We start from the raw sequence: 26,770 nt of genomic DNA, 5'->3' as shown, positions 1-26,770 counted from the left end.
AACGATGACGGTGGAATGGATCGCGGTCGACTGGGGCACCACCAATCTGCGCGCCTTTGCGATGGGGCGCGACGGCATCGTCGCGCAATCCACATCGGATGACGGGATGGGGCGGCTGGATCGGGACGGGTTCGAACCGGCCTTGTTGCACTTGATTGACCCTTGGCTGACGGAAGGGCGTGTGACCGAGGTGATTGCCTGCGGGATGGTGGGCAGCCGTCAAGGTTGGCACGAAGCGCCCTATCGCGCCGTTCCTTGCACGCCGCTGGACCCCGCAACGCTGGTGACGGCACCCACGCGGGATGGGCGCATCCGTGTGCGGCTGGTGCCCGGCCTGAAACAGGTGCAGCCCGCCGATGTGATGCGGGGGGAAGAGACGCAAATCGCAGGGGTGCTGGCCCTTCGCCAGGGGTTCGATGGGGTTGTCTGCCTGCCCGGCACCCATTCCAAATGGGCCCATCTGAGCGCGGGCGAGGTGGTGAGTTTCCAGACCTTTCTGACGGGCGAGATGTTCGCGCTACTGTCGCAGGCATCGGTCCTGCGGCATGGCTTGCAGGGAGATGGCTGGGACGAGGCGGCCTTTGATGCGGCGGTGTCGGATGCGTTGTCGCGGCCGGAACGGATCGGGGCGCGGCTGTTCTCAATTCGTGCCGAGGGACTGATTGCCGGGCTTGCGGCGGCTTCGGCGCGGGCGCGGTTGTCGGGCCTTTTGATCGGGATGGAACTGGCGGCGGCGCGGCCATATTGGTTGGGTCAGGCGGTGGTGATCGTCGGGTCGGAAGCCATTTCAGCTTCTTACGCGCGTGCTTTGAAGGGGTTGGGTGTAGAGGCCCGGGTGGTGAAGGGCGGCGATGCCGTTCTGGCGGGGTTGCTCATGACACGGGCAAAGGTGAACGCATGACGGAACGGAAGATCATCGCCATCCTGCGCGGGATCACCCCGGAAGAGGCCGTGCCCATGGCGGAGGCCTTGGTAAAGGCGGGGATCACCTCGATTGAGGTTCCGCTGAACAGCCCGCATCCCGTCACCTCAATCGCGGCGATGGTAAAGGCGCTGGGCACCCATGCCATCATCGGGGCAGGCACGGTGCTGATGGTTGCTGACGTTGGCGAAGTGGCAGATGCGGGCGGACGGCTGATCGTGTCGCCGAATTGCGATGCTGAAGTCATCCGGGCGACCAAGGCGCGGGGGTTGCAGAGCTGGCCAGGGGTGATGACGCCGACGGAATGTTTTGCCGCGCTGAAGGCTGGGGCGGACGGGTTGAAGATTTTCCCTGCCAGCTTGATCGGGCCGGATGGGGTAAAGGCGATGCGCGCCGTGCTGCCAAAGGGCTGTCAGGTCTATGCCGTGGGTGGGGCGGGGGCCGATAATTTCGCCCAGTGGATCAAGGCCGGGGTGGATGGGTTCGGGATCGGAACCGCGCTTTTTCAGCCGGGGCTTTCGGTCGCCGAGGTGGCCGCGCGTGCCGCGCGGATCGTGGCAGCCTATGACGAGGCCGTGGGATGATCTTTGATGCGCGGGTCTGCGAGCTGGGCGAGGGAGCCTTTTGGCATCCATTGCGGCGGCAGTTCTTCTGGTTCGATATCCTTGGGAAAAAGCTGCATTCCATCGAGGATGGCGCGGCACGGACCTGGTCTTTTGTCGAGATGGTTTCTGCGGCGGGTTGGGTGAGCCGGGATGTGCTTTTGATCGCAGGGGAACGGGACTTGTTCCTGTTTGACCTGGAGACAGAAGAAATCGAGACGGTTGCCGACCTTGAGGCCGACGATCCCGGAACGCGATCGAATGATGGGCGGGCGGATCGGCAAGGCGGGTTCTGGATCGGGACGATGGGCAAGCGGGGTGGAAATGACCCCGGACGCGGATCGATCTGGCGCTGGTATCGCGGCGAGATGCGGCGGATGTTTCCGGGCCTTACAATCCCGAATTCGATCTGTTTCAGCCCCGACGGGAGATTTGCGCATTTCTCGGACACTCTGACCCACCGCATTCAGCGGGTGGCGCTGGATGCCGATGGCTGGCCCGTTGGTAACCCGGAAACCTTTGTCGACCTGAGTGCCGAGGGCATTCTGCCCGATGGTGCGGTGGTGGATGCGGAAGGCAATCTTTGGAACGCGCAATGGGGGGCAGGGCGGGTGGCCAGTTATGCCCCCGACGGGCGGTTCCTGACGGCGGTGTCGATGGGGGCAACGCAGACCTCTTGCCCGGCCTTTGGGGGAGAGGGATTGGCGACATTGTTCTGCACAACGGCCCGTGAGGGGATGGATGCGGCGGCGCTTGCCGCCGATCCAGAGGCCGGAAAGACCTTTGCGGTTCAAGGCATTGGCCGGGGACTGCCCGAACCACAGGTGATCTTGTGAAACGCACGCTTGGCGTCTGCTACTATCCCGAACATTGGCCGGAAGAGAAATGGGCCGAGGATGCCGCCCGAATGGCGGATCTGGGCCTGACCTGGGTCCGGATTGGTGAATTCGCGTGGAGCCGGATGGAACCGGAACCGGGACGGTTTGAGTGGGACTGGCTGGATCGGGCGATCGACACATTGGGCAAGGCGGGGCTGAAGGTGGTGCTGGGCACGCCCACGGCGACGCCGCCGCGCTGGATGCTCGACCGGCATCCCGACATGCTGGCGGTGGATGCAGAGGGGCGACCAAGGGGGTTCGGGTCGCGCCGGCATTACTGCTTTTCCCATCGCGGCTATCGCGCGGAATCGGCGCGGATCGTGACGGAACTGGCGCGGCGCTATGGGCGGAACCCGCATGTGGCGGCGTGGCAGACCGATAATGAATATGGTTGCCATGACACGGTGCTGAGCTATTCCGACGCGGCCAAGCAGGCGTTCCGCGAATGGTTGGCGCAGCGGTATCAGAGTCCGCAGGCGCTTAACCGCGCTTGGGGTAATGTGTTCTGGTCGATGGAATATTCCTCTTTCGACGAGATTGGCCTGCCCAATCTGACAGTTACCGAGGCGAACCCGTCGCATGTGATGGCCTTCCGGCGCTTCGCGAGCGATGAGGTGGCGGCTTTCAATCGGGTGCAGACCGAGATCATCCGCAAACTCTCGGCCGCGCCGATTGCCCATAATTATATGGGTCGCATCACGGAATTCGACCATTTCGCCGTTGGGGCGGATTTGGATATCGCGTCTTGGGATGCCTATCCGCTGGGGTTCCTGTCTGATCGGTTGGAGGTGACGGCAGAGCATAAGCGGCGCTTTGTGCGGCAGGGGGACCCGGATTTTCAGGCCTTCCACCACGACCTGTATCGCGCCGTGGGGCGGGGACGGTGGTGGATCATGGAACAGCAGCCGGGGCCAGTAAACTGGGCCCCGTGGAATGCCGACCCGCTGCCGGGGATGGCGCGGCTTTGGGCATGGGAGGCCTTTGCCCATGGGGCGGAGGCGGTGTGCTACTTCCGCTGGCGGCAGGCTCCTTTCGCGCAAGAGCAGATGCATGCGGGGCTGCTGCGCCCCGATAGCGCGCCTGCGCAGGCCTTTGAAGAGGCGGGGGAAGTGGCGCGGGAACTGGCTGCTATGCCAGAGGTCAGCACGGCGCGGGCGGATGTGGCTGTGGTGTTTGACTATGCCAGCGCATGGGCGTGGCAGACGCAGCCGCAGGGGCGAGATTTCGATTATTTCCGGCTGGTCTTTGCCTTTTACCGGGGCCTGAGGCGGTTGGGGTTGAACGTGGATATCCTGCCGCCAGATGTGGCGGACTTGTCGGGATACAAGCTGGTGCTGGCCCCCGGTGTGGCGACTTTGTCCGACGCCTTCCTTGCCGCGCTGGAGCGGTTCAAGGGCGCTGCACTGATTGGGCCACGCAGCAATGCCAAGACGGCGGAATTCGCCACGCCCGTGCCGCTGCCGCCCAATTTGCCGGGGCTGGAGGCGGTGGTCGCGCGGGTGGAAAGCTTGCCGCCGGATGTGCCCGTGCCACTGGAGGGCGGGGGTAACCTGTTGCATTGGCGTGAGAAAATCGAAGGCAGCGCCGAGGTTGTGGAGCGCGCTGCCGATGGTTGGCCTGCGCTGATCCGGGCGGGTGGCTTGCACTATCTGGGCGGCTGGCCGGAGGATGGCGTGCTGGATCGTATTTTGGCGGGGCTGTGCGCGTCGCAGGGGATTTCGGTCGAGGCTTTGCCCGAAGGGTTGCGGCGGCGCGATAGCGAAAGCCATCGCTTCTGGTTCAACTACAACCCCGTTCCGGTGGAATGGGGGGGCGTGGTGATCCCGCCCGCCGGGGTGCATTGGGAGGCGCTTTAGGGCGCCTCTATCGGATTCGTGACCGTGGCGAAGGCCACGCCATTGGGACCAAGGGTCAGGCTTTCGCCATGGATCGTTGCGGCGCGGGTTGGGCCGATAAGCGCGGCCAAGTCTTTGACCCTGACGGTTACCTCGGTCGGTGACAGGTTGAAGATGCAGGCCAGATCATCGCCGCGCAGGAAGCCCAGCACAGGATCGGGAAGGTCGAGAAAACGGGTGCGACCGGTCTTGAGCGCCGGCGTTTCGCGCCGGAAACGCAGCATGGCCTTGTAGAAATTCAGAACGCTTTCAGCATCTTGCACCTGTGCTGCGACGTTGCGGGCCAGTTGCGGGGGGTTCACGGGCAGCCAAGGCTTGCCCGTGGTGAAGCCGCCATTTGCCGTCCCGTCCCAGACCATGGGGGTGCGGGTGTTGTCGCGCCCCACAGGTTCGGGCCAGAAGGCGATGCCTTGCGGATCGGTCAGTTCGTGGAAGGCAAGGTCGGTATCGGTCTGACCCAATTCCTCGCCCTGCCAGAGGCAGATCGAGCCTTCGAAGGACAGGATCAGCGCGGCGGCCTGCTTGGCCAGCACATCCTGTGAGGCACCATGTCGCGACCAGCGGGTGACATGGCGGGGAACGTCATGGTTCGAGAAGGCCCACATCGGCCAACCATTCGGGGCGCCATCAAAGAAATTACTGATTTTGCTTTGAAAAACGGCGGGGGCGTAATCGGGCCCCATCATTTCAAAGCTGTAGCATTGATGCAGTCGGGATGGCCCCGTGTATTCGCCCATCAGGCGAATGGCGTGGTGGCTGTCGCCCACTTCGCCCACCGAGGCGCGGGCTTCGTAGCTGTTTAGCAGGGTGCGGATGCGTTCCATCCAGCCAGTTGTTTCGGGGCGGTTCTTGTCGAAGAGATGATATTGCATCTCATACGGGTTGCCGTCAGGCCTTGATTTTTCACGGAAATCGGCAGGATTGTCACGCAGTTGCGGGTCGTGGAAGAAATAGTTGGCGGTGTCAAAGCGGAAGCCGTCCACGCCGCGGTCCAGCCAGAAGCGCATATTGGCAAGGTGCCAGTCCTGCACTGCCGGGTTGTGGAAGTTGAAGTCGGGCTGTTCGGAGAGGAAGTTGTGCAGGTAGTATTGCTTGCGCCGCGCGTCCCATGTCCATGCACTGCCGCCGAAGACGGAGAGCCAGTTGGTGGGGGCGGTGCCATCCTTCTTGGGATCGGCCCAGACGAACCAGTCGGCGCGGGGATTGTCCCGGCTGGCGCGGCTTTCGGTGAAGAAGGGATGTTGATCTGAGCAATGGCTAAGAACCTGATCAATAATGATTTTCAGGCCAAGATCATGGGCGCGGGCGATCAGCGTATCGAAGTCCTGAAGGGTGCCGAAGGTGGGGTCGATTTCGGTGTAATCGCTGACATCATAGCCCATGTCGCGCATGGGTGAGGTGAAGATCGGTGAAAGCCAGATGGCATCGACGCCAAGGTCGGCGATATGGGGAAGGCGGGCGGTGATGCCGGGAAGATCGCCTATTCCGTCGCCATTGCTATCCTGAAACGAGCGGGGATAGACCTGATAGGTGACGGCCCCTTTCCACCAATCTTGCCCTGCCATGCGCCCCCCTAGTGGATAAATCCCTGCCCTCAGCGATAGCGGCTTGGGGGGGCTTTGGACAGGGGAAAGGGCGACATCGACTGTGCCCTGTTTTGTGCCGCCTTTTGTGCAGCATTCTGTGGGCACGCAAAGGGCGCAGAAGTGAGGAAGAATTAAGCAATCCTTGAACGGGGCGGGGTGAGAAGGCCCGCACGTCCTGTGCCCTGTTTTGTGCCGTCTTTTGTGCCGCAAACTGTGGCCACGGAGCGCGCGGTGGGGGAAGGGTTTCTTCAGTCCAGCGTGGCGCGGGTGGAAAGGTCTTTTTGAGTATTTGGACCAAGATGAAGGGGCAGGCGTGGTGCTTGGCACGGCTGGATTGTCTGCATCACAAATCTGCATTTGACCTTCTGACCTGTCGGGCCGAGAAGGTGGGGGTCTGACAGAGGTTCCGTCCATGACGCGCAGCGCCCCCCTTATCACGCCCGTCTTGATTGCGGGTTGCGTGATCCTGATGCTGGGTTTCGCCATCCGGGCGAGTTTCGGGGTGTTCCAGATCCCCATCGCGGAAGAGTTCGGCTGGGCGCGGGCGGAGTTTTCGCTGGCGATTGCGGTGCAGAACTTGGCCTGGGGGATTGGGCAGCCGCTGTTTGGCGCAGTGGCGGAGCGGTTTGGGGATCGCAAGGCCATCGTGGCCGGGGCCTTGATGTATGCGGCGGGGCTGGTGCTTTCGGCTTGGGCGATCACGCCGGGGCAGATGCAGCTTTTGGAAATCCTTGTGGGCTTTGGCATCGCAGGGACGGGGTTTGGCGTGGTGCTGGCCATTGTGGGGCGGGCGGCGAGCGCGGAGAACCGGTCCATGGCGCTGGGCATTGCCACGGCGGCGGGGTCGGCGGGGCAAGTGATCGGCGCGCCGGTGGCGGAGTTCCTGCTGCAATCCTATAGCTGGCAGGAGGTGTTCCTGATCTTTGCCGTGGTGATCTTGGCATCGCTCTTTGCGCTGCCCTTCATCCGGTCGCCCAAGGTGGCGAGCAAGGCGGAGTTGGAGGAAAGCATGGGGGTCGTGCTGAAGCGGGCCTTCAAGGACCCGTCCTATACGCTGATCTTCCTTGGCTTTTTCTCCTGCGGCTATCAGCTGGCCTTCATCACGGCGCATTTCCCGGCCTTTGTGACGGAGTTGTGCGGGCCGATTGATCCGGGCGGCATGATCGCGGGGATGGGGATCACGACGACATCGGCGCTGGGCGCGGTGTCGATTGCGACCATCGGGCTGTTCAATATCGCGGGCACCATCCTCGCCGGGTGGTTGGGGAAGAGATATACGAAGAAATACCTGCTGGCAGGCATCTATACGGGGCGAACGATTGCGGCGGCGGTGTTCATCCTGTTGCCGATCACGCCTGAGTCCGTGCTGGTGTTTTCTGCCGTGATGGGGGCCCTTTGGCTGGCCACGGTGCCGCTGACGAGCGGGTTGGTCGCGCATCTTTACGGGTTGCGCTATATGGGCACGCTCTATGGCGTGGTCTTCCTCAGCCATCAGATCGGCGGGTTCCTTGGCGTCTGGCTGGGCGGCATGATGTATGACATCACAGGGGGCTATACGCTGGTCTGGTGGATCGGCGTGGGGGTAGGAGCGTTTTCGGCCATCGTCCATCTGCCGGTGCGCGAGACCCGAGGGCCGGTGACGGCGGCGGCGTGAGCAGGGATTCATCGGAATGATTGCGGGTATCGTCGCACTGGTGGCGGCCTATGTGCTGTCGCAGTTCTACAGGGCGTTTCTGGCGGTGCTTGCACCGGCGCTGGGGGTTGAGATCGGGGCAGGGCCAGAGGATCTGGCGCGGGCGTCGGGGGTTTGGTTTCTGGTCTTTGCGGCGATGCAGATCCCGGTGGGGTCGGCGCTGGACCGGGTGGGGCCGCGGTTGACGGCGGCGGTGCTGCTGGGTGTGGGGGGCGCGGGTGGGGCCGCGGTCTTTGCGATGGCGCAGGGGCCGGGGGCGGTGACGCTGGCCATGGCCTTGATCGGGGTGGGCTGTGCGCCTGTGCTGATGGCGGCCTATTACATCTTTGCCCGGACCTATGCGCCAGCGGTGTTCGGCACGCTGGCAGGCGTGATGATCGGCGTGGGGTCGATGGGGAATATCGCATCGAGCCTGCCCTTGGCGGCGGCGGTAGAGGCTTTTGGCTGGCGGGCCACGCTGTGGGGGCTGGCGGGGGTGACGCTGGCGGTGGCGCTGGCACTGGGCCTGTTGGTGCGCGATCCGCCAAAGGTGGCGGGGCGCGCGCGCGGGTCATTGTTGGACCTGCTGCGGATGCCCGCGCTTTGGCCCGTACTGATCATGATGGCCGCCTGCTATGCGCCTGCGGCGGGGCTGCGGGGGCTGTGGGTGGGGCCATATTTTGCCGATGTTTTTGGGGCGGAGGCGGCGGCGATCGGGGTGGCCACGCTGGTGATGGGCGGGGCGATGGTGGCGGGCAATTTCGCCTATGGGCCCTTGGACAGGGTGCTGGGCACGCGGAAATGGCTGATCTTCGGGGGGAACCTTGGGGTGTTGCTGTGCCTTTTGGGTCTCTGGGCGATGCCTGCGGCGGGGGGCTGGGTGACGCTGGCCTTGCTGGCGGGGGTTGGGTTTTTCGGCGCGTCCTTCCCGATGGTGATGGCGCATGGCCGGGCCTTTGTGCCGCCGCATCTTATGGGGCGGGGGGTGACGCTGCTCAATCTATTCGGGATCGGGGCGGTGGGTATGGCGCAGGGGGTGACGGGGCGGATCCATGCGGGGCTGGAGGGCGGCGCGGCGGTGGCACCCTATCAGGGGATATTCCTGTTCTTTGCGGTGGTGCTGGCGGCGGGGATGGCGGTCTATCTGTTTTCGCAAGATCGCACCGATTGACGGATTGGCGCTGCGCTGCGGAATCCGCTTTTCCGGCTGCGCGGCTTGGGGTATGCGGCCCCGTCCCTGTTGGATTGGGACGGAAAAAGGAGATCGATGATGGGCTACAAGGTCGTAGTCGTCGGTGCCACGGGTAACGTTGGCAAGGAAATGCTGAACATCCTCGCGGAACGCGAGTTTCCCGTCGATGAAATCGCGGCGCTGGCGTCGCGCAAATCGCTGGGTACGGAAGTCAGCTTCGGCGACCGAACTTTGAAGACGCAGGATCTGGACACCTTCGATTTCACCGGCTGGGATATCGCGCTGTTCGCCATCGGGTCGGACGCGACGAAGGTCTATGCGCCAAAGGCGGCGGCATCGGGCTGTGTGGTGATCGATAACTCGTCGCTCTATCGCTATGACCCGGAGATCCCGCTGATCGTGCCGGAAGTGAACGCCGATGACGTGGTCCGCTACAAGAACAAGAACATCATTGCGAACCCGAATTGTTCGACCGCGCAGATGGTGGTGGCGTTGAAGCCGCTGCATGACCGGGCGCGGATCAAGCGGGTGGTGGTGGCCACCTATCAATCCGTGTCGGGCACCGGCAAGGAGGCGATGGACGAGCTTTGGAACCAGACCAAGGGCATTTTCGTGCCTGGTCAGGAAGTGGAGCCGAAGGTCTATCCCAAGCAGATTGCCTTTAACGTGATCCCGCATATCGACGTGTTCCTGGACTCGGGTGAGACCAAGGAAGAGTGGAAGATGGTGGCGGAGACGAAGAAGATCCTTGATCCCAAGATCAAGGTGACGGCGACCTGCGTGCGGGTGCCGGTTTTCGTGGGCCATTCGGAGGCGATCAATATCGAGTTCGAGGATTTCCTCGACTGGGAAGAGGCGACCGACATTCTGCGCGAGGCGCCCGGTGTGCTGGTTGTCGATAAGCGCGAGGCAGGTGGCTATATCACCCCGATCGAATGCGTGGGCGAATATGCGACCTATATCAGCCGCATCCGGCAGGACAGCACGATCGAGAACGGGCTGAACCTGTGGTGCGTGTCTGACAACCTGCGCAAAGGGGCCGCGCTGAATGCGGTGCAGATCGCGGAAGTTCTGGGAAGTCGCTGCCTGAAAAAGGGCTGAGCGGTTCGGATTATGGAGGGAAGGCCCCGCTTTGGCGGGGCCTTTTCTTTTGGCCTGTCTTGCGAAGTGGCTTGAGGCGCGAATCGCGGGGGCGGTGGCGGTCGACGACAGCCAGATCAACCTGTTCGCGGCGGGCTTTGTGGCGAGGTGGCAGGGGATCTTGGGTCAGTCGACATGACCCGCCCTGTCGACGGAGGGCGGGCTGGATCATCGGCTTTTGTATTGGTGTCATCCGCCTTGGCAGGCGGAGCGGCGTGCCGCGGCTTCTTGGGGTGACGGGGCGCTTCGCCCCCTCTGCCCGCGCGGCCATCCACCCGCCGAGAGTATTTGCCGCCAAGATGAAGGGGGCTGTCGGTTTTCAGACAGGCACGAAGCCGCCCCGCGCGGGGTCGAACTGTTCCAGCCCGCCTTCGCCCGTATCCGTCCAGAGGCCGTGGAGGGTAAGGCGGTCATCTTCGACGGCGGCGCGGACGAAGGGGAAGGTCATCAGGTTTTCAAGGCTGACAAGGACGGCTTCTTTTTCCAGCGCGCGGAGCGGGTTTTCGGCGTTCGTGCTGCGCACGCGGTCATAGCCGGGGCGAAGGATATCCATCCAGCGGCCGACGAAGGAGGATTTTTCTTCAAGCGCGGGGGCATGGCCCGAACACATATCATGGCAGCCTTTGACGCCGCCGCAATTGGAATGGCCCAAGACCACGATATGGGCAACGCCGAGCGAGGTGACGGCATATTCCACAGCCGCCGAGGTGCCGTGATATTCGCCATCGGGATTATAGGGCGGCACGAGGTTGGCGATGTTGCGGTGGATGAAAAATTCACCCTCATCCGCGCCGAAAATGGAGGTCACATGGACCCGGCTGTCGCAGCAGGAGATGACCATGGCGCGCGGATGCTGCCCGCTTTCGGCGAGGCGGCGATACCAGGCCTTGTTGTCCTGATAGGTGGTGGCGCGCCAGCCGTGAAAGCGGCTGATAAGATAGGCGGGAAGGGGGCGGGACTGATGCATGGCAGCATTCCTTCTACAGGATATTGGCCCTGTGCCTAGGCCGAGGATGATGAAAATTCGAATGTTTATTGCGCCGCGCAGCAACCTTTCGTTCAGCGGCACGATTCATGCTTTCACCGGGTGTGACAGGTTCCCTGGGGGTGGAATGTCCGAGAGTGTGGTGCAACTGCACCTGCGCGAGCGGGTGGATGAAAACGAGGCGGCGATCCTTGCGATCTTCGACCGGCTTGGGCCGGATCCGGGGGCAAAGCTGGTGACCCGCGCGGTGGGCGAGTTGGCCATCGCGGTCACGGTGATGGCGGCGCAGGTGGATCGGCATGAGCTGGGATCCCTGCCGCGCAGCCTGAAGCGGATGGAGGCGTTGGCCGCGGGGGTGGGCATGGTGAGCCTTGCCCTTGTGGCGTCGGACGCGCGCGAGGTTTTGCTGCGCGGGGATGCGACGGCCTTTTCGGCGGTCTGGGCGCGGCTCATGCGGGTGGCAGAGCAATCCTTGGTCCGGGCCTGAAGGGGGGTTGCGGGGCGCGGGGCGGGGTGTAGGGTCGCGGGGATGCGATCCGAAGGAACCTGCCCCATGGCCGAAGCCGACTATCCCCTGTTGACCCCCGCCTTTGCCGATGCAGGCGCAGAGGCGCTGCCTTTGCACATCGTGTCGCCGGAGGGGCTGGCCGATCTTGGCGGGCGTTTGGGTGCGGGGGCGGCGGCATGGCTGGCGGCGACGGGCTTCAAGGGCGATCTGGGAGAGTTGCGGCTTTTGCCGGGGCCGGAAGGGGCGGTTCTGGGCGCAGTGGCGGGCTTTGGCACCGCCAGCGCGCGGCGGCGGCGGCGGTTCGGCGTGGTGAAGGCGCTGGCGGGTTTGCCTGCGGGAGCGTGGCGGATCGAGGGAGAACTGACGCCAGCGGAACGGACGGAGGTAGCGCTGGGCTGGCTGCTGGCGGGCTATCGGTTCGGGCGCTATCGCAAGGCGAAGGGGCCGGAGGCGCGGCTGGTTTGCCCTGATGGGGTGGATGCGGAGCGTATGATCGCCATGGCGCGGGGTGAGTTTTTGACGCGCGATCTGATCAACACCCCGGCACAGGACATGGGGCCAGGCGAGTTGGAGGCGGAATTTGTCGCGCTGGCCGGACGGCATGGCGCGGCGGTGGCTGTGGTGCGGGGGGATGACTTGCTGGAGCAGGGGTTTCCCATGGTGCATGCGGTCGGGCGGGCCAGCCCCCGCGCCCCACGGATCATGGAGATGCGGTGGGGTTCGGAGGGGCCGGCTTTGACGCTGGTGGGCAAGGGGGTGTGTTTCGACACCGGGGGCCTGAACCTGAAACCGTCAAGCGGCATGAACCTGATGAAGAAGGACATGGGCGGGGCGGCCACCGTGATGGGGCTGGCGCAGATGATCATGGAGTTGGGCCTGCCTGTGCGGCTGCGGGTGATCGTTCCGGCGGTGGAGAATGTGGTTTCCGGAAATGCGTTGAAGCCGAAGGATATTCTGACAAGCCGCAAGGGATTGACGGTAGAGGTGAATGACACCGATGCCGAGGGGCGGTTGATCCTTGGCGATGCGCTGGCTTGGGCGGCGGAGGAGCCGAGTGACCTTTTGGTGTCGATGGCGACGCTGACCGGGGCGGCGCGGGTGGCGGTGGGGCCGGACCTTGCGCCCTATTATTGCGACGATGCCGGGGTGGTGGCGGCGTTGGAGGCGGGGGCGGCAGAGGGCTGCGATCCGGTCTGGCGGCTGCCTTTCCATGACGCCTATGAAAGCGTGATTGAGCCGGGGATTGCGGACCTCGACAATGCGCCCGGCTTTGGCTTTGCCGGGTCGATCACGGCGGCGCTGTTTCTGCGGCGGTTCGCGGATCATCCGCGCTATGTGCATTTCGACATCTATGGCCATACGCCGACCGAGGCGCCTGCACGGCCCAAGGGGGGTGTCGGGCAGGGGGCGCGGGCGATGCTTTGCGGGTTGCCGGGGATGCTGGGGCTGTGATGGATCGGCGGCTGACCCCGTTTTCGGGCCGCGTGGCGCTGGAGGCGCTGCGGGGGCGCGTGGCGGCGGAGGTCTTTGTCGCGGGTGAGGTGGGGACGGTGGCGGTGCCGCTGGCCGATCTTTGCGCCACGCCGGGGGGGGCGCGGGATCGGCAGGTTGTCCTTGGTGAACCGCTGGTCGTGGTGGAGCGGCATGGGGGCCATGCCTTTGTGCAGATGGGGAAGGATGGCTATTGCGGATGGCTGGCCGAGGCGCAGGTCGGGCCTGAGGTGATGGCGACGCATTGGGTGGCGGTGCGCGGGACGCATCTTTACCCCGAGCCGCGGGTTCAGGCGCGGGAGCGCGCGGCGCTGCCCTTTGGGGCGCGGTTGGCGGTGACGGGGGGCGATGCGAAATGGGCCGAGGTGGCGGGGGGCTTTGTTCCGGCCATGCATCTGCGCCGGATCGGGGACCATTTTCACGACCCCGTGGCGGTGGCAGAGCTTTTTCTGGGGGCACCTTACCTTTGGGGCGGCAATAGCGCGGCGGGGATCGATTGTTCGGGGCTGGTGCAGGGGGCGTTTCTTGCCTGTGGGCGGGCCTTTCCGGGGGATAGCGACATGCAGGCTGCCATGGGGGCGGAGGTCGCCCCGGGCGTGGCGCTGCGGCGGGGGGATCTGGTGTTCTGGAAGGGGCATGTGGCGCTGATGGTGGATGAGGCGCGGATCATCCATGCCAACGGGCAGAGCATGGATGTGCGGATCGAAGGGCTGGAGGCGGCCATGGCGCGGATTGCGGCGCAGGGTGGTGGGGATGTGACGGCGCGGCGGCGGGTTTGACGCTGTTTGCGGCGGCGGTCTATGGTCGCGGTCCTTGAAGGGGTGGATGGATGGGCGAGGAAGGCCAGACGATCCGGCGCGGTCGCAAGTTCGATCAGGTGCTGGCCGGGGCGCGGGACATCTTTTTGCGCGACGGGTTCGAAGGCGCATCGGTCGATGACATCGCCCGTGCGGCGGGGGTAAGCAAGGCCACGCTTTACAGCTATTTCCCCGACAAGCGGCTTTTGTTCATGGAGGTGGCCAAGGCCGAATGCCGCCGCGCGGCGGATGAGGCCGAGGCGCTGATCGGGGAGGATATCCCGGTGGCGCAGGCCTTGCGGATGGCGGGCGAGCGGATCGTGGCCTTTGCCCAATCGGATTTCGGGCAGCGAATGTTCCGGATGTGCGTGGCGGAAAGCGACCGTTTCCCGGCGCTGGGCGCGGCGTTCTATGAGAGCGGGCCAGAGCTGGTGCGGGCGCGGCTGATGCGGTTTCTGGAAAAGGCTGTGGCGCGGGGCGAGGTGCGGATCGATGATCTGGACTTGGCGGCGGACCAGTTCGCGCAGCTGTGCAAGGCTGGGCTGCATGACAAGGCGATCTTCGGCATCTCTGAGGCCGCCCCAAGCGATGTGGCGCGGGTGGTAGATGGCGCGGTGGCAATGTTCATGGCGCGGTATGGGGTGTGAGGGGGCCTTCAGGCCTTGAGGCGGACCTTGGCCTGAGGGCCTTTGGGATCGCATATGAAATGCGCGGGCCTTGCGCGTAGCCATGCGCGCCAATTCTTTTCCGGTTCTTTCGAAATGCTGACGCCTTGACGATGAAGCAGTGGATTGAGGGCACCTAGGGTTATGCCATCGGCCCCACCGTGTTCCTTGATCGCGGTTCGGACCATGTCCAGAAGTGGCTTGCTTGCGGGTTTCTTCGGCGCGGTAGAGGCTGCCGTGGTTGGCTTGGGTTCGGCAGGCTGGACTGTAGGCGGCGGAGCTGGGCTTTTGATCTGGCTGGCAGTGAAGCCCATCCGGTGCAGGTGCCGGATCAGTGGTTCGAAATCCCGGTCATTCGAGGCGACCAGAAAAGCGCTGGCCAGACCGCGATAGGCGAGGTCGAGAGCGGCGATGCAAAGCGACATGTCGGCACTGTTCTTGCCGGGGCGGCCCTTGCAATGGGTGACGTCGATCCCGGTTTCCGTGGCCCAGTCTGGCCGTAGCGAGAGATCGCAGAAAAGCTGTAGTGAGACCGGGTCACCGAGTTTGGCGGCTTCGACCGCGATGGTTCCGCGATAGGACGGGGGAATGTGGTCGCCGTCGATGAAAACGGCCACGCGGGCCTTGGTCTGGCTAGCGACGGGAGAAAAGGCTGTCATGCAAATGGAACCGTAACAAGCTGTGCCCTAAGAACATGGCCTTGATTGCGGCACCAGTTGGGCGACTGCGGCGCATAGGGTAAATTATTTCCGGCGAGGGTGGTGCTTTGCTGGCGGTCAGCCATTTTCCCGCAGGATCGCGCCTGCGAGGTAGAGGGAGCCGCAGATGAGGATGCGCGCTTCGGGGTTTTCAGCCGCGATTGTGGCGACGGCTTCGGCCACGCTGGGCGCGGTGGTGGCGTGCATCCCGGTGCTTTGCGCTGCGTCACGTGTTGCTTCGGCAGGGAGGGTGTTCTTTTCGCCGGGGATCGAGACGGCATAGAGGCGCGCGACATGGGGGGCGAGGGGGCGCATGTAGCCCGTCACGTCCTTTGTGTTCAGCATGCCGCATATCAGATGCGTTTCGCGTTCGGGCATGCGGCCGAGCGTTGCGGCGACGGCTTCGCCCCCGGCGGGGTTATGGCCGCCGTCGAGCCAAAGTTCGGCCTTGGGCGCGGCGTCGATCAGGGGGCCGTGGCGCAGGCGCTGCATCCGGGCGGGCCATTCGGCGCGGGTGACGGCGGCCTCGCATGCCGCCTCGTCATGGCCCAAGAAACGGAGCGCGGTGAGGGCGGCACCGGCGTTCTGGATCTGATGCGGGCCAGGGAGGTTGGGAAGCGGCAGGTCGAGAAGGCCGTTCTCATCCTGATAGATCAGGCGTCCGCGTTCCTCCCACACCTGCCAGTGCTGGCCATGGGCGAGGATCGGCGCGCCGAGCCGGGCGGCGGTGGTTTCCATCACCTGGAGACCTTCCTCCGTCTGGGGGCCGAGGATGACGGGGATGCCACGCTTGATGATGCCTGCCTTTTCGCCCGCGATCTTGGCCAGCGTGTCGCCGAGGAAGGATTCATGGTCCATTGAGACGGGGGTGATGATCGATAGGCGGGGCGTGATGACGTTGGTGGCATCCAGCCTGCCGCCAAGGCCAACTTCGAGCAGCGTCCAGTCGGCGGGCGTGCGGGCGAAGGCGAGGAAGGCGGCGCAGGTGGTGATTTCGAAGAAGGTGATCTCATCCGGGCCGTTCTTGGCCACGCATTCATCAAGGAGCGCGGCGAGGGCGGGTTCTTCGATCAGGCGGCCCGCAAGGCGGATGCGTTCATGGAAGCGCGCAAGGTGCGGCGATGTATAGGCGTGGACCCTTTTCCCTGCCTGTTCAAGGCCGGCGCGGATCATGGCCTGCGTGCTGCCCTTGCCATTGGTCCCGGCGATATGGATCGCGGGAGGGATCGCGCGTTCGGGGTTGCCCAAGAGGCCGAGCAGGCGATGGACACGGTCGAGCGTGAGGTCGATGACCTTGGGGTGCAGGGTCATCATCCGGTCGAGGATGGCGTCAGAGCGAAGCGTGGTCACGTCAGGCTTCGGCGGGCTGGACAGTCAGTTCGCCCTTGATCGCCGGGGGCTGGTTCGTGAGCATCCGGAGGATCGTGACCAATTCTTCACGCAGCGCCTTGCGATGGGTGACACGGTCGAGCATGCCGTGATCGAGCAGGTATTCAGCGCGCTGGAAGCCTTCGGGCAGCTTTTCGCGGATCGTCTGTTCGATGACACGGGGGCCTGCAAAGCAGATGAGTGCGTTGGGTTCGGCGATTTGCACATCGCCCAGCATGGCATAGGAGGCCGTCACGCCGCCCGTAGTGGGATGGGTGAGGACGACGATATAGGGAAGGCGGGCCTCTTTCAGCATCTGCACGGCCACGGTGGTGCGGGGCATCTGCATGAGCGAGAGAATCCCCTCTTGCATCCGTGCGCCACCGGCGGCGGAGAAGAGGACGAGGGGGCGTTTGGTTTTCACCGCGCGGTCAGCTGCGGCGAGGATGGCATTGCCGACATACATCCCCATGGAACCCGCCATGAAGGAGAAATCCTGTGCGACGGCGACGATGGAGGTCTTGGCGATTTCGCCTTCGGCGACGAGCATCGCCTCTTTCTCGCCCGTCGTCTTTTGCGCGGTCTTGAGCCGTTCGGGGTATTTCTTCTGATCGCGGAAATGGAGCGGGTCGGTGACGGGTTCGGGGACCTTCACCTCGGTGAAGATGCCGCCGTCGAAGAGGGCGGTGAAGCGGTCGCGCGGGCTAATCGCCATGTGATGGTCGCAGGAGGTGCAGACGTTCAGATTGGCGGCGAGTTCGCGGTGGAAGAGCATGGTCCCGCATTCGGGGCACTTCGTCCAAAGATTTTCCGGCACTTCGCGGCGCGAAAAGAGCGAGTTGATCTTGGGGCGGACGTAGTTGGAGATCCAGTTCATGCGGGCTTGGCCTTTATGCGCGGGTCCGTCGGTTGGGTGGCAGAGATAAGCCGGGGGGGTGGGAATTGCAATCGGCGCTTGGAGTGTCGGGCGGTGATCTGGCGGAGCGGCGTGCCGCCGCACGACTTTCCCTTGGGCTGCGCGCGTGCCGCGCTTCGCCTTTGCGTCAGGGGGCGTTCCGCCCCCTCGGCCTTCGGCCTCACCCCCTGAGAGTATTTGGGGCCAAGATGAAGGGTCAGGTGGTGGGGATGGAATAGAGGATGAAGGGGGTGCGGGGGGCGTAGGTATCATAGAGTTGGCGGGCGGTTGCGTTGTCTTCGGCGGTGAGCCAGCGGACGTTCGGCAGGCCCTTTTCGCGGGCGAAGGCGCGGACATGGTCGATCAGGGCGCGGCCGATGCCCTGGCCCCGGGCGTCGGGCGTGGTGAAGAGGTCGGAGAGGTAGCAGACCATGGAGCCGCCTAAGGAGCGGTGCATCAGCTGATATTGCGCAAGACCAAGCGGGCGGCCATCCGGCCCGAAGGCCAGCGCGCACCAGAAGGGGTTTTCGGGATCGTGAATCCAGTCCCAGACCGTGGCGGCGGTCTGGGGGGTGAGGGGCGTTTTGTAGAAGGCGGCATAGCCTTCGAACAAAGGCAGCCAGAGGGCGTGGTCTTCGGGTGTGGCGAGGCGGATCGTGGCGGGCATGGGGTCAGACCGAGAAGCTATGGGTGGGAAGGCGCAGGAGGAGATTGGCATCGGGGCTGATCTCGGACCAGATGTCCATCAGGCTGGCATGGCCGACGCCGAAGAAATTGCCATTCGTGGCGAGAAGGTCGGTGATGATCTGGACATGGAGATGTGGCGCCCAGCCGCCGTTTTCGGGCCAATTGCCCAGATGGGCGATGATCTGGCCGGCGGCGACTTTTCCCGTGGGGTGAAGGCTGGGAAGGGTGGCGGCGAGATGCCCGTAGAGGGTGAAAAAGCGGGTGCCGCCGAGATCGTGTTCGAGGATCAGGGTATGGCCGTAATCCAACGGGTCGGCATTGTAGGTGAGCAGTTTCACCCTGCCCGGCAGGGGAGCATGCACCGGGGTTCCCGCAGGGGCGAAGACATCGATGCCGAGATGGATGGTGCGGCGTTCAGGGCTTGCGGCATCGGCGAATTGGGCCGAGGCGTAGACGGTGCGATTTTCCGAATAAAGGCCAAGGCCGTAGCGGATGCCGTTGGATTGATGGTCGCTGAACCAAGGGTCGAAGGCGGGATCCGAGAAGGCGGGCATGTCGGGCCTTTCCCCTGTCGTGGGGAGCGCCATGGTTGCGCCCTTGGCCGGATCGGGAAGGAAGAGCGGGTGCGGACTGAGGGCGGCGAGTGTGGCCCGGACTTGCGCGGCATGGGGAATGGCGGTTCCGGTGGCGGCCTTGCGGGCGATGGCGGCGAGAAGGCCTGCATCCACGGCGGCAAGGCGGGTGGCGGTGGCCGGATCGCAGGCGGCAATCAGGTCGGGAATGGGCGGGGCTGTGCCTTGCGCGGCGACGGCGCGGCGCAGGGCGGTGTAGAGGTCGGTTTGGCCTGCGAGGGCTATGGCGACCGCGTGGAGCGGTGCATCCGGGGATGAGGGGGGAGGGGTCATGGAATCCTGTGATCTGCTGGCGTGAGTGAAGCGCGTTGACCGTTCCGATGCAATGGGCGGGCAGAGGTGGTGGACGGAGGGCGGGACGGGCGTTATCCAAGCGCGTGTTTGTGAACGGGGGCGGGCGAGTTGGCAATGTGGAGAGGAAACCGGGTGCAGGATCGTTGGGGGCGCAGCGTGGCGGGGCTGGCAGGCCTGCTGTTGTTGGCGGCTTGTGTCACCAACGGTGCGGGGCCACGGTCGGCGGCCTTGCTGGATGGCGCTATCGTAGCGGCGGCACCCGCGGGATATTGTCTGGCCCCGGGCGTGGGACGGCGCAGCGACGATTCCGCCGTGGTCCTTATGGGGCGCTGCACGGCCACGAGCGGAGCAGATCCTGCGGTTCTGACCCTGTCGGTCGGGCCTGCGGGGTCAGCCGGGGCGATGGCGGCGGGGGGCGCGGGTTTGGCGGCCTATTTCACCTCGGCCGAAGGGCGCGCGGCGCTGAGCCGTCGAGGACGAGCGGGCGATATATCGGTCTTGTCGGCTGTGGGAGAAGGGGATGCCTTTCTTTTGCATGTGCGCGACGCTGCGGTCGGGGATTATTGGCGCGCGGTCACCGGCATAAGGGGACGGTTGGTGACGGTGTCGGCCTCTGGCCCGGAAGGACAGGCCTTGCCCGAGGGGAAAGGGCGCGCTTTGGTCGAGGCGGCAGTCGGGGCTTTGCGGCGGGCCAATCAGGGGCCGGCGGGTTGAAAACCGATTGGCGGGGGAACTGTCGTATTTGACGCGAAATAGAGTGGCGCGGCGCGGCCATTCACGCAATAGATAGGGGTGTCGCGTCGGTATGGCGCGGCGTGGTGTGGTACGGTTCGGTTCGGGACGGATATGGGTGGGAAACTGGACGGAGTTCTGGACAGTCTGTTGCAGCGCCGTGTGCTGCGGCGGTGGGAAGAGCTTGCCGAGGCGGCACCTGCCGCCGGTCTGGAGGATTTGCGCGGCTGGCGCGGGCAGGCGCGGGCCATGCGGCGGCATCTGGATCGGGTGATCCATCAGGCAGAGCATCGGCTTGCCCTGCCGGTGATCGGGTCCAACGCCTTTCGCAAGCCCTTGGGCACGGATTGGGCGTGGCGCCCCGATCTGTGGCGGGGGCCGATGCCTGTGCCGGGGCAGGCGGCGGTGCCCAACAGGATGCTGTTTTGCGATGGCGCGACGGTTTTTCACGATTGCCGTTTGAGCGAGCTGACCGTGCGGCAGATCCGCAATACGCGGGAAAGCGACGTGGCACCCTTTGGGTTCCGGATGGACGTGTTCCGGTTTGACGGGTCTTTCCTGTCGCTGGTCGTTGATCTGCCAGAGGATGCTGCGCGAGGGTTGAAGCTGCGCCATCTGATCCGGCTGGATGTGATCGTGGAGTTGGAAAAGCCGCTGGAAATCTTTGCCCGGTTGAATGTGAAGCACGGCCCCAATGTGGAGCAGATGGTGCTGGAACTGCCGCTTGGCGCGGAAGAGGTGATGGTGGAATTTGATCTGACCTATACCAAGATCAACGAGAAGCGGATCGAGAAGCTGTGGATCGACCTGATCTTCGAAGGGCCGGAGATGAACCAGATCATCCTGCGGGATGTGACGGTGAGCCGTCGACCCAGAGCTGATCTTTGAGGGGCCGAGTTGTGAGGGCGTGGTGATGGATGGGGCAAGGCTGACGCGGACACGGATAAGGGCGGGCGTCTGGGAAGGGGTTCTGTCAGGCAGCGCCAGCCCAGCGCTTGAGGTGCGCCATCAGGAGGCCGAGGTGGCGGGCGTGCAGGTCACGCCGATCCCGGACCGGCCCGGCGAGTGGGCTGTACGGGTGCCGGTGCCGGTGGAGACGCTTTCGGAAGGAGTGCAGACCTTTCTGATCCGCGACAAGGCGACGGGTGAGACTTTGCAACATTTCACCATCATCACCGGGGTGGCGATGGAGGATGACCTGCGGGCGGAGATCGATCTTCTGCGGGCGGAGTTGGACATGCTGAAGCGGGCCTTCCGGCGGCATTGCGTGGAGACATTGGGGTAGGCGCCGCGCCTGCGGCTGGCGTCGGACCGGGCGCGCTTTGCCCCCTTCGGACCCTCAGAGGATATTTGAAGACAGAAAATGCAGGGTTTCTTCGGTCGTCGCGTGACGGAGTTGCGCTGCGTCTTCTTTGGATGGGACAGCTTTCCGCCCATGACGTTGCGTCTGTCGTGACAGGGACGCGGGGCTGCGGCAGTGTCGCGGGCCGGAGGACCTGAGCCATGACCGATTATCCGAACCTGCTTTCGCCGCTGGACCTTGGGTCTGTGGTGCTGCCGAACCGTGTGCTGATGGGATCGATGCATACCGGGCTGGAGGAGCGCGGGGATTGGAACCGCGTGGCTGAGTTCTATGCCGCGCGGGCGCGGGGGGGGGTGGGCCTGATGGTAACGGGGGGCATGGCCCCCAACGCCGAGGGCGGGGTTTTTCCCGGCGCGGCGGGCCTTTATTCGGCGCAGGATATTGCCAATCATCGGGTGGTGACGGACCGGGTGCATGAGGCGGGCGGGCGGATCGCGATGCAGATCCTGCATGCGGGACGCTATGCCTATGGCAAGGATTGCGTGGCGCCTTCGGCCATCCGGTCGCCCATTTCCCCCTTTGCCCCGCGCGAATTGGATGCGGCGGGGATCGAGAAGCAGATCGCCGATATCGTGACGGCGGCCGTTCGTGCACGCGACGCGGGCTATGACGGCGTCGAGGTGATGGGGAGCGAGGGCTATTTCCTGAACCAGTTCCTTGTCGCCCATACCAACCGCCGAACCGATGAATGGGGCGGAAGTTACGCAAACCGGATGCGTTTGCCGGTGGACGTGGTGCGGCGGGTGCGGGCGGCGGTGGGGGAAGACTTCATCCTGATCTACCGCATCAGCCTGATTGATCTGGTGCCGGATGGCAGCACTTGGGACGAGGTTGCCCTTTTGGCGCGGGCGGTTGAGGCGGCGGGGGCGACCATCCTGAACACGGGGATCGGCTGGCACGAGGCAAGGGTGCCGACGATTGCGACTTCAGTGCCGCGCGCGGCCTTTGCCCATCTGACCGGGCGGCTGCGGGGGGAGGTGTCGATCCCAGTTATCACATCAAACCGGATCAATACGCCGGAGGTGGCGGAGAAACTCTTGGCCGATGGCATGGCCGATATGGTCAGCATGGCGCGGCCCTTTCTGGCGGATGCCGAATTCGTGGCCAAGGCTGCGACCGGGCGGGCCGATGAGATCGCGCCTTGCATCGCCTGCAATCAGGCCTGTCTGGACCATACGTTCAGCGGCAAGCTGACGAGTTGCCTTGTGAACCCGCGCGCCTGCCATGAGGTGGAACTGACCTATGACCATGCTGCGGTTCCCAAAGCAGTGGCCGTGGTCGGGGCGGGGCCTGCGGGCCTGATGGCGGCGGCGGTGGCGGCAGAGCGGGGGCATCGCGTCACGCTGTTTGATCGGGCGGACCGGATCGGGGGACAGTTGAACCTGGCCAAGCAGGTGCCGGGGAAGGAAGAGTTCCACGGCCTTGTCCGCTGGTTCGCGGCGCGGATCGCGCGGGCGGGGGTGGAGTTGCGGCTGGGCGCCGAGGTGGCGGTCGAAGACCTTCGCGTGTTCGACGAGGTGGTGGTGGCGACGGGCGTGACCCCGCGCGATCCGGGGATCGAAGGGCAGGACCGTGCGCTGGGCTATATCGATGTGCTGAACGGTGCGCCGGTGGGGCGGCGGGTGGCCGTGGTGGGCGCAGGCGGCATCGGGTTCGATGTGGCTGAATATCTGGTGCATCGGGGGGTATCGCCCACGCTGGACCCGGCGCTGTGGCGGCGGGAATGGGGGGTGGGCGATCCGGCCGAGGTGCGCGGCGGGCTGGTCGCGGCCCAGCCGGAACCCCCTGCGCGCGAGGTGTGGCTGTTGCAGCGCAAGGCCGAGAAGCCGGGGCGCGGATTGGGCAAGACGACGGGCTGGATTCACCGCGCGGCCTTGGCGGCGAAAGGGGTGAAGATGATCGGCGGGGTGAGCTATCGCCGGATCACGGATGCGGGGCTGGTGGTGCTGCGCGATGGGGCGGAAGAGGTGATCGAGGTCGATTCGGTGGTTCTTTGTGCCGGGCAGGAACCGGCGCGCGGGCTGGCCGATGCCTTGGCGGCGGCGGGGATTGCGGCGCATGTCATCGGGGGGGCGGATGTGGCCGCCGAATTGGATGCAAAGCGGGCGATTGACCAAGGCGCAAGGCTGGCGGCGCGGCTTTAAGGGGCGGGCGCGCGGGGGTTTTATGTTTCCTTGCCTTCAACGATCCCTATGAAAACCCCGGATCGGCCCCGTCCGCGCCCCGATCCTGCCTGAATTCGCGGTCAATCCTCTGTCACACGACCTCATAGCTTGCCAGAGGACAACAATGGACCGACTTACGGAGATGGAAGCCTTTGCCACTGTGGTGGATCAGGGCGGATTTACCGATGCGGCCAAGAAAATGGGGATTTCGAAATCCGCCGTGTCAAAACATGTGTCGGCTCTGGAGGCGCGCTTGGGGGCCCGCCTTTTGAACCGGACGACGCGCCGGGTGTCGCCCACTGAAATTGGCCTTGCCTATTACGATCGCGCGCGCCGTGTCCTGAACGATGCGGGCGAGGCGGATGCCCTTGTCACATCCATGCAATCGGCCCCGTCGGGCCTGCTGCGCATCAGCGTTGCCACGGATTTCGGGGTGAACCTGCTGTCGCCGATCCTTGGGGATTTCCTGCTGGAATATCCCGAGATCACGGTGAACATGGTTTTGAACAATCGCTATGTCGAGCTGATCAGCGAAGGCTTTGACATGGCGATCCGGGTGGGGGAGTTGGAGGATTCCTCGCTTCGCGCCCGCAAACTGACCGAGACGACGAAGCGGATGATCGCCTCGCCATCTTATTTCCAGCGCTATGGGCGGCCGTTGAAGATCGACGATCTGAACGACCACAAGCTGTTGCATTATTCGAATCAAGCCAATGGCAATGTGTGGAAGATCACCGCGCCATCGGGGGAAAAGCGTCAGGTGCGGTCGGTTGGCTGGCTGACGGTGAATGATGGGCAGTCGCTGTTGAATGCTGCGATTTCGGGGCTGGGCATCGCTTATCTGCCGTCCTTCCTTTATGCCGATGCGATGCGGCAGGGGCTGGTGGAAGAGGCCATTCCGGGCCTTCCGACCGAAACGCTGGGTATCTATGCGGTATATCCGCCGGGGCGGTTCACGCAGCCCAAGGTGCGGGCCTTCATCGATTTTCTGGCCAAGCAGTTGATCGACAAGGGACCCGACAACTGGTGATGCAATCGCCGGCCTCCCACTGGGCGGGGGGCCGATACTCCTGGGGGAGTTCAGCGGGTCGAGGTCAGGATGACTTCGACCCGTCTGTTTTGCGCGCGGCCTTCGGGCGTTGCGTTGGTGGCGCGGGGTTCGGCGGGGCCTGCCCCGCGCGTGGCAAGGCGTGCGGAATCGGTGCCAAGCGCGACCAGTGCGGTGCGGGTGGCATCGGCGCGCGCGAGCGACAGGGCGATATTGGCGTCAGCAGGACCGGAGGCATCGGTATGGCCGACGAGTTCCACCGATGCGGTGGGGTTGGCGGCCAGCCATTCGGCAAGCGCCTGAAGCGAGGGGTAATCGCCTGCGGTCAGCGTCGCTTTGCCAGAGGGGAAGATCAGGTCATCCAGTGCAAAGGGCTGGCCTGCGGTAAGCGCGGCAACCATGGGTGAGGGTGGTTCAGCTGCGATTTGGGTGGTGGGCGTCTGTGCCGCATCGGGCGCGATGGACGGGTCGAAGGGTGATTTCGTCGACACGGTCAGGTCTGGCGATCCCAGCGGGGCGGGGCCAATGGTCGTCAACTGCACAAAGCCCGTATCGGCAGAGCGGCTAACCATCAGGGTCAGCCAATCGTCCCCCTGCGGGCCATCGCGATGGGCGGCGAGAAAGCGGAAATCGCCAAGGTCCACATGCATCTGGGGTTCGGGAAGGATATCGGTGCCATAGCGGAAATCGAAGCCGCCACAGGCGGTGGTTTCGCATTCGAAGACTGTTTCGAACCCCGCAGTGGCGATCTGATCGCGCAAAGGCGCAAGGATTTGCAGCGTGGTCAGACCCGGTGCCGCGATCTTCCATGCGGTTTGGTCGAAAACGCCTTCGGTGGCGGTCGCGGGGATGGCCCCGCCTTGCCATGGTCCGACGGGCACGCTGTAGGAGGTGAGCGCCTCACGCCGTTCGCCAGAGGCGGTGGCGGGGGCCGGGAATTGCAGATCAAGGGCCTGCACCATGCCGGGAAGGGGCAGCAGCGCCAGCAGCAGGGCGGGCAAGGCGACACGGCGGCAAAGCCGTGACGAGTGGTGCGGGCGCGGTGGACTCAACTGCTCGGCCTTCTGCGGGGGCTTATCGCCTTCGATAGTGATACTGTCCCACAGCGGCGAAATTCAGGGAAGCATAGAGCGCGCGGGCGGCGGCGTTCCGCTCAGTCACCAGAAGGGCGAGGGTGGTGGCGCCATGATCCCGTGCCCAAAGGGCGGCGGCCCGCAAGATATTGTGTGCGCAACCTTTTCGGCGCTGATCAGGGGCAACCTCTAATGCGTGAAGCATTGCAATATTCCGATGGATTGCCGTGAAGGCAATGCCAGCGGCGCGGTCACCGGTGCGGCCAAGGATGGCGGTTTTCGGGCCTTGCACACGGTTCATGACCGCAAGGCGATCGGGACCGATTCCCCCTTCAGCCCAGAGCTGAGCCGCCACGGCGAGGGGGGGCCAATGCGGAAAGCTGGTCAGGAATTCGGGGGGCGGATCGGCGAGCGCGGCGGTGGGGGCGGCATAGGCGACGACGGGGTCGTGATAGGCATAGCCGCGGGCGGCGAGGGCCGCGTCAAGGGCCGCATCTTGCGGGTAAAGAACGAAGAGGGGGGATTGCCCAAGAGCGGCCATCGCGGTTTCGGCCTGCGGGATATCGTCCGGCGTCCAGTCGCCTGCCGCAGAGGCGGCAGAGACGCGCTGGCCCCCGCCTTGTCCTTCGCGGATCAGCCACGGGCCATGGCGATGAATGGCGGCGGGTGGCCATGTCGCCTCGGCCACCTCTGCGAGAAGGTCGGGCGTCATGGGAAAAGCGCGCAAAGGCGGGTCATGGCAGCGTCGATGCGGGCGGGATCGGTGCCACGGATGACAAGGTTGGTGCCGTAGACGCCGTTGGTGTTGAAGGGATAGCTGCCCATCGTCAGATCGGGGAATTCGGCGGCGAGTGCCGCGAAGTCGCCCGCAATTTCGCCTTCCCCACGATTGACGCGGTGGGATTGCGACAAAAGCGGCGCGCCGCCCGTCAGGGTAGGCAGGATGCCCGCGAGCATCGCCTCGAAGATCGAAGGCACGCCCGCCATGACATGGACATTGCCAAGCGTGAAGCCGGGGGCGGTGGAGATCGGATTGTCGATCAGGGTTGCGCCATCGGGAATGCGGGCCATGCGCTGGCGGGCCTCGTTGAAGGGCAGACCGGCACGGTCATAATGCGCCTGAAGGAGGGCCATGGCATCGGCGCGGTGGGTGATGGGCGTGGCGAAGGCGGCGGCGATGGCCTCGGCGGTGATGTCATCATGGGTGGGGCCGATGCCGCCGGAGGTGAAAAGATGGTCGTGCCGCGCGCGCAGATCGTTGACGGCGGCGATGATAGCCTCGTGATCGTCGGCCACCACGCGCGCCTCCATCAGGCGGATGCCATGTTCGGTCAGGCGTTGGGCGAGGTGATGCATGTTCGAATCACGGGTGCGGCCCGAGAGGATTTCATCGCCGATCACCAGCATGGCTGCGGTGGGATTGGGCATGTCGCTGCTCCGTTCATCATGGGTGGGTGGGGTATAGGGCGCAGGAGGGCCGTT

The 26,770-nt window shown here is 64.7% G+C and carries 27 protein-coding genes; 17 read left to right on the top strand and 10 right to left on the bottom strand.

The window, feature by feature from the left end:
- The first annotated feature begins 4 nt into the window (after positions 1 to 4).
- From QF092_RS11200 to QF092_RS11185, 4 genes are read left to right on the top strand one after another with little or no spacing between them, the layout of a single operon-like run.
- Entirely contained in the window at positions 5 to 901 is an 897-nt protein-coding gene (locus QF092_RS11200; RefSeq protein ID WP_281463981.1) for a 2-dehydro-3-deoxygalactonokinase, read from the top strand.
- Entirely contained in the window at positions 898 to 1,506 is a 609-nt protein-coding gene (locus QF092_RS11195; RefSeq protein WP_281463980.1) for a 2-dehydro-3-deoxy-6-phosphogalactonate aldolase, read from the top strand. The genes QF092_RS11200 and QF092_RS11195 overlap by 4 nt, the downstream gene beginning before the upstream one ends.
- Complete coding sequence (locus tag QF092_RS11190) at positions 1,503 to 2,360, top strand: SMP-30/gluconolactonase/LRE family protein (RefSeq protein ID WP_281463979.1); 858 nt, start codon at positions 1,503 to 1,505, stop codon at positions 2,358 to 2,360. Before QF092_RS11195 ends, QF092_RS11190 begins: the two co-directional genes overlap by 4 nt.
- Entirely contained in the window at positions 2,357 to 4,258 is a 1,902-nt protein-coding gene (locus QF092_RS11185) for a beta-galactosidase (RefSeq protein ID WP_281463978.1), read from the top strand. The genes QF092_RS11190 and QF092_RS11185 overlap by 4 nt, the downstream gene beginning before the upstream one ends.
- Here the strand turns inward: QF092_RS11185 and QF092_RS11180 are convergent.
- Complete coding sequence (locus QF092_RS11180; RefSeq protein WP_281463977.1) at positions 4,255 to 5,862, bottom strand: alpha-glucosidase; 1,608 nt, start codon at positions 5,860 to 5,862, stop codon at positions 4,255 to 4,257. The two genes, QF092_RS11185 and QF092_RS11180, sit on opposite strands and share 4 nt — an antisense overlap.
- Before the next feature lie 433 nt (positions 5,863 to 6,295).
- Between QF092_RS11180 and QF092_RS11175 the strand changes: the two genes are divergently transcribed.
- The 4 genes from QF092_RS11175 (at position 6,296) to QF092_RS11160 (ending at position 10,026) form a co-directional block, all read left to right on the top strand.
- A complete protein-coding gene (locus QF092_RS11175; protein WP_281463976.1) occupies positions 6,296 to 7,537 on the top strand; it encodes an MFS transporter in 1,242 nt (413 codons plus the stop codon).
- A 16-nt stretch (positions 7,538 to 7,553) separates the two neighbouring features.
- On the top strand, positions 7,554 to 8,726 hold the full coding sequence (locus tag QF092_RS11170; protein WP_281463975.1) for an MFS transporter: 1,173 nt from the start codon (positions 7,554 to 7,556) through the stop codon (positions 8,724 to 8,726).
- Between the two features lie 99 nt (positions 8,727 to 8,825).
- Entirely contained in the window at positions 8,826 to 9,848 is a 1,023-nt protein-coding gene (locus tag QF092_RS11165; RefSeq protein ID WP_281469944.1) for an aspartate-semialdehyde dehydrogenase, read from the top strand.
- Positions 9,849 to 9,879: 31 nt separating this feature from the next.
- Entirely contained in the window at positions 9,880 to 10,026 is a 147-nt protein-coding gene (locus QF092_RS11160) for a hypothetical protein (RefSeq protein WP_281463974.1), read from the top strand.
- A gap of 180 nt (positions 10,027 to 10,206) precedes the next feature.
- On the opposite strand, the gene QF092_RS11155 is transcribed toward QF092_RS11160, so the two are convergent.
- Positions 10,207 to 10,854 carry a carbonic anhydrase gene (locus QF092_RS11155; RefSeq protein WP_281463973.1) on the bottom strand — a complete coding sequence of 216 codons (648 nt, stop codon included), beginning with the start codon at positions 10,852 to 10,854 and terminating at the stop codon, positions 10,207 to 10,209.
- A gap of 145 nt (positions 10,855 to 10,999) precedes the next feature.
- On the opposite strand from QF092_RS11155, the gene QF092_RS11150 reads away from it, so the two are divergent.
- From QF092_RS11150 to QF092_RS11135, 4 genes are all read left to right on the top strand, one after another.
- Positions 11,000 to 11,359, top strand: coding sequence for a hypothetical protein (locus tag QF092_RS11150; protein ID WP_281463972.1), 360 nt, complete (start codon positions 11,000 to 11,002; stop codon positions 11,357 to 11,359).
- A gap of 90 nt (positions 11,360 to 11,449) precedes the next feature.
- Positions 11,450 to 12,832, top strand: coding sequence for a leucyl aminopeptidase family protein (locus QF092_RS11145; protein ID WP_281469942.1), 1,383 nt, complete (start codon positions 11,450 to 11,452; stop codon positions 12,830 to 12,832).
- Entirely contained in the window at positions 12,832 to 13,650 is an 819-nt protein-coding gene (locus tag QF092_RS11140; protein WP_281463971.1) for a C40 family peptidase, read from the top strand. Before QF092_RS11145 ends, QF092_RS11140 begins: the two co-directional genes overlap by 1 nt.
- 50 nt (positions 13,651 to 13,700) lie before the next feature.
- Positions 13,701 to 14,315 (top strand): TetR/AcrR family transcriptional regulator, encoded by a 615-nt coding sequence (locus QF092_RS11135; RefSeq protein ID WP_281463970.1) that lies wholly within the window; start codon positions 13,701 to 13,703, stop codon positions 14,313 to 14,315.
- Between the two features lie 8 nt (positions 14,316 to 14,323).
- Here QF092_RS11135 and QF092_RS11130 read toward each other — a convergent pair whose 3' ends face one another.
- From QF092_RS11130 to QF092_RS11110, 5 genes are all read right to left on the bottom strand, one after another.
- Positions 14,324 to 14,992 (bottom strand): NYN domain-containing protein, encoded by a 669-nt coding sequence (locus tag QF092_RS11130; RefSeq protein WP_281463969.1) that lies wholly within the window; start codon positions 14,990 to 14,992, stop codon positions 14,324 to 14,326.
- 117 nt (positions 14,993 to 15,109) lie between these two features.
- Positions 15,110 to 16,345, bottom strand: a complete 1,236-nt coding sequence (locus tag QF092_RS11125; RefSeq protein ID WP_420026540.1) for a bifunctional folylpolyglutamate synthase/dihydrofolate synthase — start codon at positions 16,343 to 16,345, stop codon at positions 15,110 to 15,112.
- Positions 16,346 to 16,382: 37 nt separating this feature from the next.
- The gene (gene accD / locus QF092_RS11120; protein WP_281463967.1) at positions 16,383 to 17,276 is read right to left on the bottom strand and encodes an acetyl-CoA carboxylase, carboxyltransferase subunit beta; all 894 of its coding nucleotides are present in this window, start codon (positions 17,274 to 17,276) and stop codon (positions 16,383 to 16,385) included.
- A 235-nt stretch (positions 17,277 to 17,511) separates the two neighbouring features.
- Positions 17,512 to 17,961 (bottom strand): GNAT family N-acetyltransferase, encoded by a 450-nt coding sequence (locus tag QF092_RS11115; protein WP_281463966.1) that lies wholly within the window; start codon positions 17,959 to 17,961, stop codon positions 17,512 to 17,514.
- A 4-nt stretch (positions 17,962 to 17,965) separates the two neighbouring features.
- Positions 17,966 to 18,886, bottom strand: coding sequence for a peptidoglycan DD-metalloendopeptidase family protein (locus tag QF092_RS11110; protein ID WP_281463965.1), 921 nt, complete (start codon positions 18,884 to 18,886; stop codon positions 17,966 to 17,968).
- Positions 18,887 to 19,039: 153 nt separating this feature from the next.
- Between QF092_RS11110 and QF092_RS11105 the strand changes: the two genes are divergently transcribed.
- From QF092_RS11105 to QF092_RS11085, 5 genes are all read left to right on the top strand, one after another.
- Positions 19,040 to 19,621 (top strand): cation transport ATPase, encoded by a 582-nt coding sequence (locus QF092_RS11105; protein WP_281463964.1) that lies wholly within the window; start codon positions 19,040 to 19,042, stop codon positions 19,619 to 19,621.
- Positions 19,622 to 19,753: 132 nt separating this feature from the next.
- Entirely contained in the window at positions 19,754 to 20,527 is a 774-nt protein-coding gene (locus tag QF092_RS11100) for a DUF6478 family protein (protein ID WP_281469939.1), read from the top strand.
- A gap of 25 nt (positions 20,528 to 20,552) precedes the next feature.
- On the top strand, positions 20,553 to 20,924 hold the full coding sequence (locus tag QF092_RS11095) for a hypothetical protein (protein ID WP_281463963.1): 372 nt from the start codon (positions 20,553 to 20,555) through the stop codon (positions 20,922 to 20,924).
- 218 nt (positions 20,925 to 21,142) lie between these two features.
- A complete protein-coding gene (locus QF092_RS11090; RefSeq protein ID WP_281463962.1) occupies positions 21,143 to 23,146 on the top strand; it encodes an oxidoreductase in 2,004 nt (667 codons plus the stop codon).
- 145 nt (positions 23,147 to 23,291) lie between these two features.
- On the top strand, positions 23,292 to 24,197 hold the full coding sequence (locus QF092_RS11085; RefSeq protein WP_281463961.1) for a LysR family transcriptional regulator: 906 nt from the start codon (positions 23,292 to 23,294) through the stop codon (positions 24,195 to 24,197).
- A 50-nt stretch (positions 24,198 to 24,247) separates the two neighbouring features.
- Here QF092_RS11085 and QF092_RS11080 read toward each other — a convergent pair whose 3' ends face one another.
- The 3 genes from QF092_RS11080 to QF092_RS11070 are packed head-to-tail and all read right to left on the bottom strand — an operon-like array spanning position 24,248 to position 26,716.
- Positions 24,248 to 25,267, bottom strand: a complete 1,020-nt coding sequence (locus QF092_RS11080) for an OmpA family protein (protein ID WP_281463960.1) — start codon at positions 25,265 to 25,267, stop codon at positions 24,248 to 24,250.
- Positions 25,268 to 25,289: 22 nt separating this feature from the next.
- Complete coding sequence (locus tag QF092_RS11075; protein WP_281463959.1) at positions 25,290 to 26,000, bottom strand: GNAT family N-acetyltransferase; 711 nt, start codon at positions 25,998 to 26,000, stop codon at positions 25,290 to 25,292.
- Positions 25,997 to 26,716 carry a competence/damage-inducible protein A gene (locus QF092_RS11070; protein ID WP_281463958.1) on the bottom strand — a complete coding sequence of 240 codons (720 nt, stop codon included), beginning with the start codon at positions 26,714 to 26,716 and terminating at the stop codon, positions 25,997 to 25,999. Before QF092_RS11070 ends, QF092_RS11075 begins: the two co-directional genes overlap by 4 nt.
- Positions 26,717 to 26,770: the final 54 nt, after the last annotated feature.

The organism is Fuscovulum ytuae, assembly GCF_029953595.1.
Lineage (GTDB): Bacteria > Pseudomonadota > Alphaproteobacteria > Rhodobacterales > Rhodobacteraceae > Paragemmobacter > Paragemmobacter ytuae.
Note: the sequence above shows the minus strand (reverse complement) of the source record. Positions and strands in the feature narration are given on the sequence as shown.

What these genes read in the sequence shown, in the direction of transcription:
- accD (WP_281463967.1), bottom strand. Translation starts at nt 17,276, where the DNA reads ATGAACTGGATCTCCAACTACGTCCGCCCCAAGATCAACTCGCTCTTT.
- QF092_RS11175 (WP_281463976.1), top strand. Translation starts at nt 6,296, where the DNA reads ATGACGCGCAGCGCCCCCCTTATCACGCCCGTCTTGATTGCGGGTTGC.
- QF092_RS11155 (WP_281463973.1), bottom strand. Translation starts at nt 10,854, where the DNA reads ATGCATCAGTCCCGCCCCCTTCCCGCCTATCTTATCAGCCGCTTTCAC.
- QF092_RS11130 (WP_281463969.1), bottom strand. Translation starts at nt 14,992, where the DNA reads ATGACAGCCTTTTCTCCCGTCGCTAGCCAGACCAAGGCCCGCGTGGCC.
- QF092_RS11110 (WP_281463965.1), bottom strand. Translation starts at nt 18,886, where the DNA reads ATGACCCCTCCCCCCTCATCCCCGGATGCACCGCTCCACGCGGTCGCC.
- QF092_RS11180 (WP_281463977.1), bottom strand. Translation starts at nt 5,862, where the DNA reads ATGGCAGGGCAAGATTGGTGGAAAGGGGCCGTCACCTATCAGGTCTAT.
- QF092_RS11150 (WP_281463972.1), top strand. Translation starts at nt 11,000, where the DNA reads ATGTCCGAGAGTGTGGTGCAACTGCACCTGCGCGAGCGGGTGGATGAA.
- QF092_RS11070 (WP_281463958.1), bottom strand. Translation starts at nt 26,716, where the DNA reads ATGCCCAATCCCACCGCAGCCATGCTGGTGATCGGCGATGAAATCCTC.
- QF092_RS11135 (WP_281463970.1), top strand. Translation starts at nt 13,701, where the DNA reads ATGGGCGAGGAAGGCCAGACGATCCGGCGCGGTCGCAAGTTCGATCAG.
- QF092_RS11195 (WP_281463980.1), top strand. Translation starts at nt 898, where the DNA reads ATGACGGAACGGAAGATCATCGCCATCCTGCGCGGGATCACCCCGGAA.
- QF092_RS11090 (WP_281463962.1), top strand. Translation starts at nt 21,143, where the DNA reads ATGACCGATTATCCGAACCTGCTTTCGCCGCTGGACCTTGGGTCTGTG.
- QF092_RS11140 (WP_281463971.1), top strand. Translation starts at nt 12,832, where the DNA reads ATGGATCGGCGGCTGACCCCGTTTTCGGGCCGCGTGGCGCTGGAGGCG.
- QF092_RS11170 (WP_281463975.1), top strand. Translation starts at nt 7,554, where the DNA reads ATGATTGCGGGTATCGTCGCACTGGTGGCGGCCTATGTGCTGTCGCAG.
- QF092_RS11100 (WP_281469939.1), top strand. Translation starts at nt 19,754, where the DNA reads ATGGGTGGGAAACTGGACGGAGTTCTGGACAGTCTGTTGCAGCGCCGT.
- QF092_RS11115 (WP_281463966.1), bottom strand. Translation starts at nt 17,961, where the DNA reads ATGCCCGCCACGATCCGCCTCGCCACACCCGAAGACCACGCCCTCTGG.
- QF092_RS11075 (WP_281463959.1), bottom strand. Translation starts at nt 26,000, where the DNA reads ATGACGCCCGACCTTCTCGCAGAGGTGGCCGAGGCGACATGGCCACCC.
- QF092_RS11200 (WP_281463981.1), top strand. Translation starts at nt 5, where the DNA reads ATGACGGTGGAATGGATCGCGGTCGACTGGGGCACCACCAATCTGCGC.
- QF092_RS11190 (WP_281463979.1), top strand. Translation starts at nt 1,503, where the DNA reads ATGATCTTTGATGCGCGGGTCTGCGAGCTGGGCGAGGGAGCCTTTTGG.
- QF092_RS11165 (WP_281469944.1), top strand. Translation starts at nt 8,826, where the DNA reads ATGGGCTACAAGGTCGTAGTCGTCGGTGCCACGGGTAACGTTGGCAAG.
- QF092_RS11085 (WP_281463961.1), top strand. Translation starts at nt 23,292, where the DNA reads ATGGACCGACTTACGGAGATGGAAGCCTTTGCCACTGTGGTGGATCAG.
- QF092_RS11125 (WP_420026540.1), bottom strand. Translation starts at nt 16,345, where the DNA reads ATGATGACCCTGCACCCCAAGGTCATCGACCTCACGCTCGACCGTGTC.
- QF092_RS11095 (WP_281463963.1), top strand. Translation starts at nt 20,553, where the DNA reads ATGGATGGGGCAAGGCTGACGCGGACACGGATAAGGGCGGGCGTCTGG.